14 protein-coding genes are annotated in these 13541 nt (G+C 40.0%); all 14 read right to left on the bottom strand.

Annotated elements, in window-relative coordinates; all coding sequences use genetic code 11:
- Positions 1-34: 34 nt before the first annotated feature.
- Positions 35-1429 (bottom strand): C69 family dipeptidase, encoded by a 1395-nt coding sequence (locus ACGHCK_RS01465; protein WP_202229330.1) that lies wholly within the window; start codon positions 1427-1429, stop codon positions 35-37.
- On the bottom strand, positions 1426-2622 hold the full coding sequence (locus ACGHCK_RS01460; protein ID WP_251420983.1) for a CCA tRNA nucleotidyltransferase: 1197 nt from the start codon (positions 2620-2622) through the stop codon (positions 1426-1428). The genes ACGHCK_RS01465 and ACGHCK_RS01460 overlap by 4 nt, the downstream gene beginning before the upstream one ends.
- 185 nt (positions 2623-2807) lie before the next feature.
- The gene (locus tag ACGHCK_RS01455; RefSeq protein WP_251420985.1) at positions 2808-4151 is read right to left on the bottom strand and encodes a M20 family metallopeptidase; all 1344 of its coding nucleotides are present in this window, start codon (positions 4149-4151) and stop codon (positions 2808-2810) included.
- A gap of 48 nt (positions 4152-4199) precedes the next feature.
- Positions 4200-5726 (bottom strand): YfcC family protein, encoded by a 1527-nt coding sequence (locus ACGHCK_RS01450; RefSeq protein WP_251420986.1) that lies wholly within the window; start codon positions 5724-5726, stop codon positions 4200-4202.
- Positions 5727-5943: 217 nt separating this feature from the next.
- Positions 5944-6789 carry a DegV family protein gene (locus tag ACGHCK_RS01445; protein ID WP_202229322.1) on the bottom strand — a complete coding sequence of 282 codons (846 nt, stop codon included), beginning with the start codon at positions 6787-6789 and terminating at the stop codon, positions 5944-5946.
- 23 nt (positions 6790-6812) lie between these two features.
- A complete protein-coding gene (locus ACGHCK_RS01440) occupies positions 6813-7211 on the bottom strand; it encodes a DUF1149 family protein (RefSeq protein WP_202229320.1) in 399 nt (132 codons plus the stop codon).
- Complete coding sequence (locus ACGHCK_RS01435) at positions 7208-7792, bottom strand: HAD-IA family hydrolase (RefSeq protein ID WP_202229318.1); 585 nt, start codon at positions 7790-7792, stop codon at positions 7208-7210. The genes ACGHCK_RS01440 and ACGHCK_RS01435 overlap by 4 nt, the downstream gene beginning before the upstream one ends.
- Positions 7789-8520: a tRNA (guanosine(37)-N1)-methyltransferase TrmD gene (gene trmD, locus ACGHCK_RS01430; protein ID WP_251420991.1), complete on the bottom strand. Its 732-nt coding sequence runs from the start codon at positions 8518-8520 to the stop codon at positions 7789-7791. The genes ACGHCK_RS01435 and trmD overlap by 4 nt, the downstream gene beginning before the upstream one ends.
- Before the next feature lies 1 nt (position 8521).
- Positions 8522-9037, bottom strand: a complete 516-nt coding sequence (gene rimM / locus ACGHCK_RS01425) for a ribosome maturation factor RimM (protein ID WP_251420993.1) — start codon at positions 9035-9037, stop codon at positions 8522-8524.
- Positions 9038-9267: 230 nt separating this feature from the next.
- Positions 9268-9771 carry a hypothetical protein gene (locus ACGHCK_RS01420; RefSeq protein ID WP_251420994.1) on the bottom strand — a complete coding sequence of 168 codons (504 nt, stop codon included), beginning with the start codon at positions 9769-9771 and terminating at the stop codon, positions 9268-9270.
- Between the two features lie 46 nt (positions 9772-9817).
- Positions 9818-10120 carry a hypothetical protein gene (locus ACGHCK_RS01415; RefSeq protein ID WP_251420996.1) on the bottom strand — a complete coding sequence of 101 codons (303 nt, stop codon included), beginning with the start codon at positions 10118-10120 and terminating at the stop codon, positions 9818-9820.
- Positions 10121-10195: 75 nt separating this feature from the next.
- The gene (locus ACGHCK_RS01410) at positions 10196-12196 is read right to left on the bottom strand and encodes an FtsX-like permease family protein (protein WP_251420998.1); all 2001 of its coding nucleotides are present in this window, start codon (positions 12194-12196) and stop codon (positions 10196-10198) included.
- The gene (locus ACGHCK_RS01405; RefSeq protein WP_251421000.1) at positions 12189-12974 is read right to left on the bottom strand and encodes an ABC transporter ATP-binding protein; all 786 of its coding nucleotides are present in this window, start codon (positions 12972-12974) and stop codon (positions 12189-12191) included. The genes ACGHCK_RS01410 and ACGHCK_RS01405 overlap by 8 nt, the downstream gene beginning before the upstream one ends.
- A 62-nt stretch (positions 12975-13036) precedes the next feature.
- Positions 13037-13405 (bottom strand): YxeA family protein, encoded by a 369-nt coding sequence (locus ACGHCK_RS01400; RefSeq protein WP_271328080.1) that lies wholly within the window; start codon positions 13403-13405, stop codon positions 13037-13039.
- Between the last annotated feature and the right edge of the window lie 136 nt (positions 13406-13541).

The following is a 13541-nucleotide window of genomic DNA, read 5'->3' as shown; positions in this document are numbered from 1 at the left end:
AAAAAAGCACCTCGGTGCTTTCTGTCTGTTATTATTAGTCGTTAAAGTCGTACCGGAGCTTCATACGATTTGAACCTGAAATTACCATACGACCAAGCATTTCAGTCATTGCTTTCAACGCAAAGGCTGCCAATTCTTCATTTGCTGCTTGTGGGTCTGCAGCGGCTCCCGCTTTATCCGTTTTATTTTGGATTTCACGGAACTTACCGACAGTTGCCAATTCATAGGTATCACGTAAATCAACGTATTTGCTGTAATCTGTATCGCCAAGGAGCGCTGCTGTACAGCTGAGCCAGTACATATTGTTCAAGTCAAATGTAGCTGTTGCATCACGGTAGCATGCTGGTGTGTCTTCAACATTTGTGTAGAAAGGTACGACATGGTTGAAGGTATTTGCCCCAAATGCCAACCATTGAATACCTGCAAGTTTTTCATCCACATGATTACGGATTTGCAAAATGTGGACACTGTGATTACGGTTAATCCCAATTGGGCGGAAAAGTTGTGCTTGTTCTGGTGTGTTTGTTGTACCATAGGTATCAAACTCAGTATTTTCAAAATGACTTGAAAGTACAAATTTCACATCTTCTACTGAAATTTTACGTGTGGCTTTACAGATGAAGGGTAATTCTTGATTTTGAGGATCATCACTTGGAGTTCCCAAAGCATTTTGACCGTACCAAGTACGTGGATTGTTATATACACTGTCTTTAACTGAGCTAGAACCAAAAATATGACGTAAATTGTAACCTTCAAAATCTGGATTGAGATGATTTTCATCAATTAATGCTTTCAAATCTTTTGAACAAAGCGTATCTTCACTTTCAAAATCAAAATGATCAATGTTCATGCGGTTAGGCGCAACCACATAAGAATCATCTGGGATGCGAACTGCTGCCCAATGATGACCACCAATCGTTTCCAACCACCAAACTTCTTCTTTATCAGCAAAAGCAATACCGTTGGGTTCATATGTCCCATATTGATCAAGAAGGGCACCTAAGCGTTCAACACCCTCACGCGCACTGTGGATGTAAGGCAAGACAAGAGTAACATAATCTTCTTCTCCCATACCGCTTTCTTGATTGTAAGGGTCAAGCCCCAAAACGCGTGGGTTGGTTGTAATTGTTTCTGTCGCTGACATTGCAACATTTGCAGCATTAATCCCTGCAGCAGCCCAAGTTCCGTTTGTTAAAACAGCATTTGGTGTTGCTGTATAACGCATTGGATTTTCTGGAAGATCCAGCTCCAAAGCACTTAACACGGCTTTATAATGACGCGGTTGTTCATCTGGTTGAACAACAACAAAGCGTTGTGGATCAAGCGCTTCATGGCCATCGTCATTACGAGCAATAAGTGTTGAACCATCAATTGAGGCTTTTTTCCCAACTAAAATAGTCGTACATGAACCTTGTTTACGAGTAATCATAGAATCTCCTTAATATATATTAAAATTTTGTTTCTATCATTTTTTAATTGGTTGTTAACGACTTGTTTTTCAATCTGATGCAGCAACTTCCCTAAAATCGGACCTGGCTTGATATTAAATGTTTGAATAATATCATTACCAGTTACTGCAAGCTCTGACTTACTATGAATCTGGAGCTTTTCATCGTAGAAATAAGCCTGGTCACAATCAACTTCTTGGCCTGCAGCAACTTTAAGCTGGTCAACAAGTAGAGCTTTTTCTAAACCATAGCGATAAATGCTCTCTAAACTCCAACTTTCAAGCCTGTAAGCTTCTGTCAAATCATACACATATTTGATAAAGTCGTTAGACACTTTCCATTTTTTCAAGAAATCTTTAACATTTACGTGGTCACTGTGTACTAAAAGCGCAGCCCAAGCTTGTGCTGAATTGGCAAAGGTAAAACCTGTCTCTAAATTTTGAAGTAATGCTTGTATAGCCTTTTCTTGCAAGTCAGGCAAGAAAGTATAAGCTTCCGATGCAAGCAATATTTCTAAGCCTTTTTTCCAATCTTTAGCCAGAAGCAACTTGTCGAGTTCAATAAAAATGCGTTCAATCGAAATTTTGCTTAGAAGATGGGCTCGTGCCTGCATGGCTTTAAAGGTTTCTTCTTCAACATTAAAATTTAAAGTTGCAGCAAAACGCATTGCACGCATAATCCGAAGCGCATCTTCATTGAAGCGTTCCGTTGCAATTCCAACAGCCCGTAAGCGTGACCCAGCTAAATCGGAAAGGCCATCAAATAAATCTATAATCTCTCCTTCAGTATCCATAGCAAAGGCATTAATCGTGAAGTCTCGCCGTTTTAGATCTTCCGAAAGTTCTCGGACAAAATCTACAGAATCTGGACGGCGATAATCTGTATAAGTGCTCTCTGTACGGAAAGTAGTAATTTCATAATGTTCAGCTTCAGATTGACCAGCTAAGACCAACACGGTACCGTGATCAATTCCCACATCGATGGTATGCGGAAATATGGCTTTGGTTTCAGCTGGATAAGCACTGGTTGCAATATCCACATCATGGATTGGCCTTTGCAAAAGCGCATCACGAACGCTTCCTCCTACAAAATAAGCCTCAAAACCATGTGCCTGTATTTTTTCCAAAACCGGCAAAGCTTGTACAAATTCTGACGGCAAATTCTCTAGTTTCATACTTCTATTTTAGCACTTTTCAGATGAAAAAGAGTCGCTGAGTAGTTTTTTTAAAGATAAAAAGATTTAGTGCAGGCTAGCGATGTAAACATGGCTGTTTGAAAATTAAAAGTAATTGTTTATTCAAAGCTCTCCTTGTAAAAAAATGATTCTCTCGTGAATCATTTTTTTCTTATGGAACGCGATTACTTCACTGCACATAAACGATAGATGGCTTCAGCATATATCACCATCGTTTTACGCAAATCCGCAACGGCCCACTGTTCATTAGCTTGGTGCATGTAGTCCGGTGTGTCAGGGAACATAGCTCCGAAAGCCACACAATTTTTCATTGTCCGGGCAAAGGTAGCTCCTCCAGAAACCATCGGCTCCGTCATATCTCCTGTGATTTCACGATATGTCGCAAGGAGGGTTTGGATGAGTTCACTTTCTACTGGCACATAGAGGGGATTTAACCAATCATATTGTTTATATTCAAGTTGATATTCTGCTGCTTGAGTAGCAAGCTTTGCAGCAAGTTCATCTTTATCAATGGTTACTGGGATACGCATATCCACACCAATTTTTGTATGTTCAGGAGTGATTTCAACATCTGTGAAATTCATGGTTAATTCACCGGACTGCTCATCCATGACCTTACCCACGACATTTTCGCCTGTGGCATTCTCTTGAACAAGCTTACCTAAGAAATCAAGGGGTTTGAAGTCAAATACTTCTGACAAGGCAATAGACAAACGTAGGATTGCGTTTACTCCTTCTGGTGCAGCCATCGCGTGTACGCTTTTTCCCTTTACCGAAATCCCTTTTTCTGTTTCTTCATAAGCAAAGCCATGCGCTGTCAAGGCAGCTTTTACTTCTTCGATTTTCTTCGAAGTGTAAGCTGCACGATCAGGTACAACATTTAATGCACCGGGCGCGTGCAATTCGAAATCATTTGTACCAGGTCCAGTAAGATAAGCTTGAAGTAAGCCTTTTTCGGCATAGTTAAGTGGAAAATGAGAATCAGGAGCAAAGCCCATGGTGATTGCTTCTTCTTTCTCATTATATTTATCCAAACAACGCCAAAGTGTTTCTTCATCTGTACCAAAAATGAAGCGAATACGTCCGTCAAATGTAACCCCAGCATCCATTAATGCTTTTACCGCATAAAGAGCAGCCATACTTGGGCCTTTATCGTCCTGTGTTCCCCGACCGATTAAAAGGCCATCACGCTCGACCATTTCAAAAGGATCAGTTTCCCAACCTGCTTGATCTACTGCAGGTACAACGTCCATGTGACAAAGTAAGCCAAAGAGTTTTTCGCCTTCCCCAATCTCAGCGTAACCATAATACCCTTCCGGGTCTTGGAAAGTCTTAAAACCTAATTCTTGGCAAAGTTCTAAGACTTCTTCCAAAGCACCCAAAACTTTTTTACCAAAAGGATGTCCCGCTCCAGAATCACTCTCGTCTAATACAGATGCATGCTTGACTAAACGTCCGAGTGCTTGTACTGCTGCTGTTTGATATTCGTCTGTAATAAAAGTTTTCATTTGACCTCCAACAAAAGCTTTCCATCTGGAAAGTCATTTATTCATTTTTTATAATACTGCGGCAACACCAAGGATAATCATGATTACAACCAACTGAATCACGATCAACTTGGCCATAAACTTCCACCATGTTCCGATGTTAAAGCGGGCAATAGCAAGTGCACCCATAACAACGGCAGATGTTGGGGTAATCAGGTTCAAAATTCCTGATGCAGATTGATAAGCTGTAATGACCAAATCTTTTGAAACATTGGCGAATTCGCCCATTGGACCCATGATTCCCATCGTAGCAGCAGCAAGGCCTGATGTTGATGGAATTAAGAAACTCATTGGCAGGTAGAAGATAAACGTCAAGATAATAAATAGACTTGATGAAAGACCTTGAAGTCCTTGTTCACCCCAATGCAAGATTGTATCTGTAATCATCCCGTTGTTCATCACAACCTGAATCCCACGTGCCACAGCTACAACAATCGCAACACCTATCATGTCTGATGCACCTTCGAGGAAGGCAGAGATAAATTCAGATTCTTTCATACGGTAAACAAAAGCAACCACGACAGCCATGACGATGAAAAGCATTGTAATTTCTGGGAAGTACCATGCCCCAAAAGGCACCATGCTTTTACCAAGAACAACACCTAAACCTGGGATTGATGTTAACCAAGCTGTAAAGTCATTAAAGAAAGTAAAATGCTCATTTAACATGTCCCATGGAACAAGTGACATAATCATGATGACAAAACTTCCGAAGAAGACAACATTTACCCATTTTTGACGTTGCGTAATATTTTCCTGTTTTTCAATAGAAGCAATGTCGAAATGTTGGATATCGGCTTCACGATTTTTGTAAACCAAAGACTTTGTAGGATCTTTTTCAATCTTTGAAGCATAACGATAAACATAGAGAATTGAGATAACTGTAAGTACAACCAGCATGAAGAAACGAAGGCCCATACCTTGTCCCATGGAAATTCCTACTGCCTGAGAAGCTACACCTGTGGCAAATGGATTCACTGTAGAAGCTAAACAGCCGACTTGTGAACCCACTAAAACGATAGCAACAGCCACAACCGTATCGAACCCAACCGCAATCATGACAGGGATAATCAAAGCATAGAAAGCCAATGTTTCTTCCGCCATCCCATAGGTTGATCCACCAAGTGCAAAGAGAATCATTAAGACCGGAATCAACATCTTCTCCTTGCCCTTAAAACGCTTAACGATCGAGGCAATACCTGCTTCAAGGGCACCTGTTTTATTCACTACACCTAAAAAGCCACCCACCATTAAAATAAAGAATGAAATGGGAATCGCCGCTGGCGTAGCAGGTACGTTTCCTTTTGCTTCAATACCTAACATCCCATTAACGGGGGCCATAAGCATGTCCCAAATCCCTTGAGGGTTTGAAGCAACTTGTGTAAACGATCCAGCAATAATATTACCTGCATCATCTACCTTGTAGTGACCTGCTGGAATAAACCAAGTCAAGATCGCAATAAGTACAATGATAATGAAAAGAATCGTGTATGCCGATGGCATTTGCAATTTTTTCTTTTCTGCTTTTGTTTCCATATATACCTCCTTTGTATATTTATGCATATAACAACAACTTTAGTTTAATGCTTTTTCAAACTAAAGTCAAACAAAAGCTGAGAATTTTTGTTTCCTCCTCCAGATTCTTTTTTAATGTTTCCGGTTACATTAGCTGTACAATCCTGTTTCTTTTTTTTACAACAAAATAAAAAAACATGCTATACACTGATAACATCCTTTTTTATTTTTATACAAATCATCCTTTCTTAGGAGAAAAGCCGTAAGCAATAGCTCCCAAGCCAAGATGTGTTGCAATAACTGGACCAAACGTTACGATTTCTACATCGTCATAACCATGCTTTTTGGCAAAATCGTAAAGCTCCTTAGCGCGTTCTTCTGCATCGGCATGTAAAACATAAACTTTATGAGTTTTGGGGTCACTATTCGCAAGCATAAGTTTTTTAAGTTCTGATGTGGCTTTCTTGCTTGTTCTTACCTTGTCATATACTACAACTTTACCATCTTCTGAGAATTGTAGAATGGGTTTGATATTAAGCAATGTGCCGAGGAGTTCGCCTCCACGTGAAAGACGTCCTCCTTTAGCTAGCCAGTGCAAATCATCTACAAGCATAAATGCATTATCATGGTCTCTTTGGTACTCGAACTGTTCAACAATCTCTTCAAAAGACTTTCCAGCGTCAGCTGCATCTAAAGCTGTTTCAATCATGTAGCCAAGAGGACTGGATGTAATAAATGTTTCAGGGAATTTCACGACCATATCTTCAAATTCATCTTGTAAATAAAAGGCGTTTTGGAAAAAACCAGAGATTCCTGAGCTCAAGAAAATTCCTAAAACATGAGTATATCCCTCTTGTTTGAGTTTTTTCAGTATTTCTTCTAACTCAACAACACTCGGCTGGGAGGTTTTAGGAACTTCTGAAGTAGCAGCCATAAGTTTGTACCACTCTTGATGTGTCATTTCACTTGGTCTATACTCTTTTCCCTCAATAGAAATAGGGATTTCCAAAATGATTAAGTCGTCACGATTTTTATATTGTTCAGCAAAATCTGCTGAAGTATCTGTAATAATTGCTAATTTCATAATAAATAATCTTGAAAAAATCCTTAAAATTGAAGGTTAATGCCCGGTTGATCAAGGGCAACCTCTGTTGTTTCGTACACTAAACGTTTCAATAAATCAAAAAGTGGAGCAGCAAGTTGTGCCATTTCCTCCTGAGCTAACTCCGATTGCTCTTTTACTTGACGTCCGCGAACATAGTTAAGCTGACTGAGCATACCTGACAATACAATATTCTCTAATGGAATCATGTATGTTAAAATCGCATAAATTGCTGTATCCTCTGCCGCAACTTTTCCTTGGGGAATCTGCTCATGCGGAAGTAGCTGAAACTGTACATTAATGTTTGTTTCAGGTGTTCCATTTTCTTTTTCCCACTCATAATTACGTGCGTCATAGTGAAATTGATTTACAAATTCCTTGTCGCGTTCTAATGTTAATGTCATCTCCATTCACTCCAATTTTTTATTTTTTTATCGGCAATGTCTCCAAAGTACTCTTTCTCATCCAAGAGCACAGTTGCAATGCCTGCATTTCTTCCTGCTTCAATATCCAGCGGGCGATCTCCAACCATAACAGTTTCTTCTGGCACAAGTTTATATTTGTTGAGTAAATATTCCAAGGCTTCAGGGCTTGGTTTACGTTCAAAGTTTTGCTTGCTCGTAATTACTTCCGTGAAGTATTTTTTTAAATCACCTAGATATTCAAAAGTAGAATTATCACGGTGACTTAGGACAAAATTTTGTCCCCCATCTTCAACAATTTTTGACAAAATTTTAGGAATTTCGGCATAAGCTTGAGGATTCTTTTGACGCTCTGCTTCTATTTTGTGATACAAGTCCAAAAAATCCTGATTGGCAAATTCATGTGCAAATTTCTGAATCGAAAAACGCTTAACATAAGCCTCTAAGTCCCCAGGAAATTCTACGGAAGACTGTTTCATAGCTTCACTCAATGCTTCTAGCATAACAGGATAAGTATCAAAAAGTGTCCCATCAAAATCCCAAATGTAATTTTTCCACATCATAAAGAACTTTCACTTTCCTGTTTGAGCTGATTCAAAATTTGTTGCTCTTCCTCATTAAGCTCATATTTCTCCAATAAGTCCGGACGTCGTGCTAAAGTTTTTTTCAAGCTCTCGGTCAAACGCCATTTACGAATATTTTCATGATGACCAGACATTAACACACTTGGGACTTTTTTGCCTCGAAAATCTTCTGGTCGTGTATACTGTGGATACTCAAGTAATCCTGACGAGAAAGAATCGTCTTCATGACTCGCTGCCTTGCCTAAAGCTCCGGGAAGTAAGCGTACGACGGAATCAACAATAACTGTAGCTGCTACTTCCCCTCCTGTCAAAACAAAATCACCAAGAGAGATTTCATCAGTTACTAAGTCTTTGATACGTTCATCATAGCCTTCGTAATGCCCACATATAAAAATCAAATGCTCCTCTTTCGCCAGTTCTTCTGCCATTTTTTGGTTGTAACGTTTTCCTGCCGGATCCAGCAAAATGACACGCGCATTTTCATGAGGAATTTTATCCATTGTATCATAGATGGGCTGAGGCATAAGAAGCATCCCATGACCACCGCCATAGGGCATATCATCTACATGGCGTTGCTTGTTACTCGCATTTTCACGAAAATCATGCGTATGGAGTTCAAGCAGGCCTTTCTCCTGAGCTTTACCGACTATAGACTGGTTAAGTGAGTCAAACATGTGTGGAAAGATTGTTAAAATATCGACTTTCATCTTAATCGTCTAAACCTTCCATAATTTCTACATCAACTCTTCTAGCTTTTAAATCTACATTCAACACTACTGGTGGGATATAGGGGAGAAGCAAATCACGTTTTCCTTTACGCTTGACCACCCAAACATCATTAGCCCCTGGTTGCAAAATTTCTTTAATCTGACCAATTAATTTGTCCTGCTCATAAACGTCTAGACCAATGATTTCGTGATAGTAAAACTCGCCTTCATCCAGTTCTGTTAGCTTATCTTCGGCTATTTTTAAACTAAAATCTTTAAAGGCTTCAACTTCGTTGATATGATATAATCCTTCAAATTTAATGATATAAAAATTCTTTTGTCTACGCGCCGTTTTAACCTTCAAATCTTGGACATAATTTCCTTTTTTGTCAAAAAGAGCCAAAACTGTATTTTTTGCAAAACGTTCCTCAGCAAAATCAGTAACTGAAATTACACGTACTTCTCCTTGAAGTCCTTGTGTATTCACTATTGTGCCTACATTGTAAAATTTTGTCATACTGATATTTTAACACAATTCATGTATTATTTCCTTATACGCCGCAGATCATGTCTTCAAATTCGGCTATTTTAGACGAAATTCTACTCCCATATCACTTATTACACCCCTTGCATCTCTTATTGCTAGGGGAATACAGTAAAAAACCATTGACATTTGGTGCGCTCCAAAAAAGTTGGACTAACATTCTAACTTTTGCCTGCACTCAATTTTCTAATGGTTTTTATTCTTTATTTTTTAGGTTCCCAGTTCTTCTTAATAAAAGTTATAAAATCCGCCCATTCTCCATTTTCAAGCCAGTCTTTGCTCAAAATCAATATTTGATTCGTAGCCAAATAGATGTAGATTTCCCGATCATTATTATGGGCTACCTTGTAGACCATGTCAGGTGTTATGGTCATAGTCGAAAAAGATGTGTTCTGCTGGATTTCCTGTGCAGTAATATGGATTTGTCGAGGAAGACCATTCAGTTTCTTACCACTCCTATAGGCTTTTCTGCTCTTGATTTTGAGAGTATACCTCATCAAAAAAGAGAGCAAAAAATTAAAAGCCAGTAAAAAGAAAGCAGTGAAAATCCAGAAAAACAAAGAATCATAAGCATTGTCCCGCAAAAATACAGCTAATATCACAAGATTGAAGACAAGTAAAAATACAAGCTTTGCTTTTCGCACATTGAAGCGCTGCATCTCATAAAATGCTTTTTCGCTGATTTTTCCACTTAGTCTGTATTCCATTCGCTGCTTTCTTCCTCTCTCGCCTCAATCAAGCACATATATTTTTTCACAGACCAAGCAAGTCCTTAAGTCCCTCTACTGCTCCACCTGCCTGCTCGCCAAGATCAGGTAACTGCTCAGAAGCAGTGTCTAGTAGACCACTCGCATTTTCACGCGCCCCGTCTACTAGATTTCCTGCTTGGTCAGCTAAGTCTGCTGGCACATTTTCCGCCACATTATTGGTTACTTCTGACAAGTCGCCACCGACTGCATTAGAAAGTGTTTCGACAACATTCCCGCCTAAAAGCTCTTGCGCTTGGTCAGTCAAGCTCCCCAAATCCAAGTTTTTCGCAAAATCAAAAAGTCCCATTTTTGTATCTCCTTTGTTTTTTACTATTTTATCACTTTTCCTCAAGAAGACCACATGATTTACGGCTGAAGCAACTTACCGCTTCACTATCTTATAATAAACACGGCTGGTTGCCTTATAGATAAGATAATAAATTCCGGATAGAACAGCTAAAGTAATCAGACTGATGATGAGTGTTAAGCGACCATCCGTCACCCCAAAAAGCATAATCATCTGACTAATCATACGATAAGCACCTGCAAAATGCAGGACGGTGACCAGCAGTGGCAAGAAGAAAATCATACGAACCTGTGAACGGATAGTTTTCTGAACCTGTTCTTTGGAAAAGCCTGCTTCTTGAAGAATTTTGAAGCTCCTTTTATCTTGTGTACCTTCAGAAAGCTGCTTATAGTAGATAATCAAGGCTGCACCGAGGATAAAGCTGATTCCCAGAACAAAGCCAATAAAGACAAAGCCTCCGATCTGTGCTTTTTGATTTTGCAAGGCTTGACTGCGGAAAGTGAGGACATTATAAGCCCTTTGCGCTTCTTGATTTTCATTAAAAGCTGTTTCAAACCTTGCTTGGTCTGCTTCTGGGAGGTCAAATAGGGTTAAAGTCATAGCTGATTCGTTCATGCCTGGAGTATTCTCAGCATAATTGGACTGATTATAGGCTGATAAAGCCTGGTTGAGCGTAGCTTCATTTGCAAAGACCAGCATGAGTGAGTTTGACATGGTCATCTCTGCGGGGAAGTTTTTCAGTTCTGTCAGATGCCCAGCAACTTGATAGGTCTGTCCGTGCCAGTTGACTGTCTTGATACCGGCGGATGAGGCTTTCCCATCTGATAAGTCAACCAGCAGCACTTGATTTTCAGACAAATGTTGTACATCTTTATTTCCCAAAGATACCAAACTCTCCGCAGTCGTCATGGTCATCAAATAATGGTTTTCATCCAGCATACTGCCCAGCTCTTCTTGTGTGACAAATTGGTCCGCGCTTGAAGTTGCACGACTGGCTTCGACATCTTGCGAGACATAGATGCTGGAAAGATTTTCGATAGGCACACCGCTCTCCGCAGCAATCTGCTCCGTCAGAGCCGTCAGTTCTGCACGGGAATTGTTTTCTTGAGTCGAAATAATCTGTGCCTCTTTTGGAAACTGGTTTTCTACCATATCTGCTGTTCCAAAAAATACTCCTAAACTGACAACAACAGTCACCACCGTCATCGACAGTAAGATTGTGATATTTCCAAGACCGACAGCATTAGCCTTCATCCGATACAGCATCGAACTGATGGTAATAAAATGATGCGGTTGATAGTAAGAATCCTGTTTTTTCTTGCGTTTGAGGTACCAAATGGTAAAACTCACATAGAAAAAATAAGTCCCAAAAATCACCAAAAGAACAGCAATGAAAAATCGTAACAATGCCACGATAGGATTATCCACCGTCAAGGCGATAAAATAACCCGCAGCTAGAAAAAGCAAAGCAAGAAGTGCCGTGAAGACATTGGACTTGGGCTCCTTCTCGCCTTTTGTCTCTTCACGAAGCATATCCAAACTTGAACTTTTAAGGATAAGCACAGCCCCAATAACAAGTAAAAGCAAGAAAAAGAACAAGTAAATCCCTGCCACTAAAACAATCGCTAAGGGACTAATTATTAGATTAAAATAGTCACCACCGATAAGATTGACAAAAATCAAGTAAAGGAATTTGGCAAAAGCAATCCCCACAATCGTACCGATAAGAGTGGCTGTAAGATAGGTAAATAAAAGTTCCCAAAAAGCAACCTTGATAATACTGGCTTTACCAAAGCCTAGGATATCATACAAGCCAAACTCCCGCGAGCGCTGCAACTGGAGAAAGCGATAACTGTACACTAAAATCATCAAGGAAAAGATGATGAGCACAAGTAAGGCAAAGCCCATCAGCTGAGCGACAGAATTACCACCGGGAAGCTTTTCAATAGTTGGTGACAGCCCAATAGAAGCCGTCACAAAAAGCATGACAAACATCGTGACAGAAGCCATCAGAAAGGGCGTAAAAGCTTGAAAACCCTTTTTCATGTTTTTCTGAGCCAATTTAAAACTAAGCATCTTGAACTCCTTTCGTATCATGTACTTCTGTACTGCCAAGGAAAGCTGTCATCGAGAGCGTGATTTCCTTAGCAAAGGCTGTTGACGTTTTTTCTCCACGATAGAGCTGATGATACAGCATACCGTCCTTGATAAAGAGCACGCGCTTGGCATGACTAGCCGCCAAACTCGAGTGGGTAACCATAATGATGGTTTGACCACTCTTGTTAATTTCTTCAAAAAGGTTGAGAAGCGCCTCTGAGTTTTTATAATCCAAAGCAGCTGTTGGTTCATCAGCCAAGATAAGATCAGGTTGTGAGATAAGTGCTCGTGCTACAGCAACTCGCTGTTTCTGTCCGCCAGAGAGCTCAAAAGGCTGTTTTTCAAGCAGGTCGTCAATCTGCAGTTTCGGTGCCAGCAGCGCCAGTCTTGTTTGCATCGTTTTGATATTTTCTTTCGAGAGGACAAGCGGCAGAAAAATATTGTCACGAACATTGAGCGTATCCAGCAGGTTAAAATCTTGAAAGACAAAGCCCAAATGACGCCGACGAAAAGCAGACAAGTCCTTATCCTTGATGGCGGTGATATCTTTTCCGTGGAGTAAGACTTGTCCTGAAGTCGGTTTTTCCAGTGTGGACAGAATATTCAGCAGGGTCGTTTTCCCAGAACCTGACTCTCCCATGATGGCGATGTATTCACCCTGATCAACAGTAAAGTCAACATCACTAAGGGCTGTTGTCTCCTCCTTAGAGAAACGTGTCTTGAAAACTTTTTTAAGGTGTTTTACTTCTAAGAGCATGGTTTAATGTATGAATCTAATCTTTAAGTGACTAGATTTCTTCCTTTCTTGTCTGTTTGTCTTTACTTTTCAAGCTGTTCCAGAGCTTTTTTCGGGACTTGTGCTTTGGTGATTTCTGACCAATTGGTGATGAGCTTTCGTTTTTGATTATAAGTCACTTTCAGATAAGCGCCTTGGCGGAGTTGCTTGCTGGCCATGAGTGGAACCTCCTGAGCTTGCCCTTCTTCATCATACTGCGTTCCTGCATAATCATAAAGAACGCTCAGACCTCCACCCTCTTGCTTCCATGGTTTTTCAACGCCTGCACTGGTAATTTGGGTGTAGGTTACGTCACCACCGTGCCACACATGATTGTAGTAGAGATAAGCGCCTGTCGGTAAAGCTATAGCCAGAGCAAGTATTCCGAGCATTAGTTTTATAGTTTTTTTCATTGTCACTTTCTTTTCCTTCATTATTTACTGTTTTTACGTGTCCGAAGCAGCCCCCCTATTCTCTGAATTATTTCAATGAAATATATTTCCCGCTTCATTCAGGCACATTTTTATTATAAAGCAATATTAAAGAAAT

This window comes from Lactococcus muris, from assembly GCF_042849115.1.
GTDB lineage: Bacteria > Bacillota > Bacilli > Lactobacillales > Streptococcaceae > Lactococcus > Lactococcus muris.
Note: the sequence above shows the minus strand (reverse complement) of the source record. Positions and strands in the feature narration are given on the sequence as shown.

Excerpts from the sequence above, each read along its gene's own strand:
- ACGHCK_RS01465 (WP_202229330.1), bottom strand. The coding sequence starts at position 1,429 with ATGATTACTCGTAAACAAGGTTCATGTACGACTATTTTAGTTGGGAAA.
- ACGHCK_RS01460 (WP_251420983.1), bottom strand. The coding sequence starts at position 2,622 with ATGAAACTAGAGAATTTGCCGTCAGAATTTGTACAAGCTTTGCCGGTT.
- ACGHCK_RS01455 (WP_251420985.1), bottom strand. The coding sequence starts at position 4,151 with ATGAAAACTTTTATTACAGACGAATATCAAACAGCAGCAGTACAAGCA.
- ACGHCK_RS01450 (WP_251420986.1), bottom strand. The coding sequence starts at position 5,726 with ATGGAAACAAAAGCAGAAAAGAAAAAATTGCAAATGCCATCGGCATAC.
- ACGHCK_RS01445 (WP_202229322.1), bottom strand. The coding sequence starts at position 6,789 with ATGAAATTAGCAATTATTACAGATACTTCAGCAGATTTTGCTGAACAA.
- ACGHCK_RS01440 (WP_202229320.1), bottom strand. The coding sequence starts at position 7,211 with ATGACATTAACATTAGAACGCGACAAGGAATTTGTAAATCAATTTCAC.
- ACGHCK_RS01435 (WP_202229318.1), bottom strand. The coding sequence starts at position 7,792 with ATGATGTGGAAAAATTACATTTGGGATTTTGATGGGACACTTTTTGAT.
- trmD (WP_251420991.1), bottom strand. The coding sequence starts at position 8,520 with ATGAAAGTCGATATTTTAACAATCTTTCCACACATGTTTGACTCACTT.
- rimM (WP_251420993.1), bottom strand. The coding sequence starts at position 9,037 with ATGACAAAATTTTACAATGTAGGCACAATAGTGAATACACAAGGACTT.
- ACGHCK_RS01420 (WP_251420994.1), bottom strand. The coding sequence starts at position 9,771 with ATGGAATACAGACTAAGTGGAAAAATCAGCGAAAAAGCATTTTATGAG.
- ACGHCK_RS01415 (WP_251420996.1), bottom strand. The coding sequence starts at position 10,120 with ATGGGACTTTTTGATTTTGCGAAAAACTTGGATTTGGGGAGCTTGACT.
- ACGHCK_RS01410 (WP_251420998.1), bottom strand. The coding sequence starts at position 12,196 with ATGCTTAGTTTTAAATTGGCTCAGAAAAACATGAAAAAGGGTTTTCAA.
- ACGHCK_RS01405 (WP_251421000.1), bottom strand. The coding sequence starts at position 12,974 with ATGCTCTTAGAAGTAAAACACCTTAAAAAAGTTTTCAAGACACGTTTC.
- ACGHCK_RS01400 (WP_271328080.1), bottom strand. The coding sequence starts at position 13,405 with ATGAAAAAAACTATAAAACTAATGCTCGGAATACTTGCTCTGGCTATA.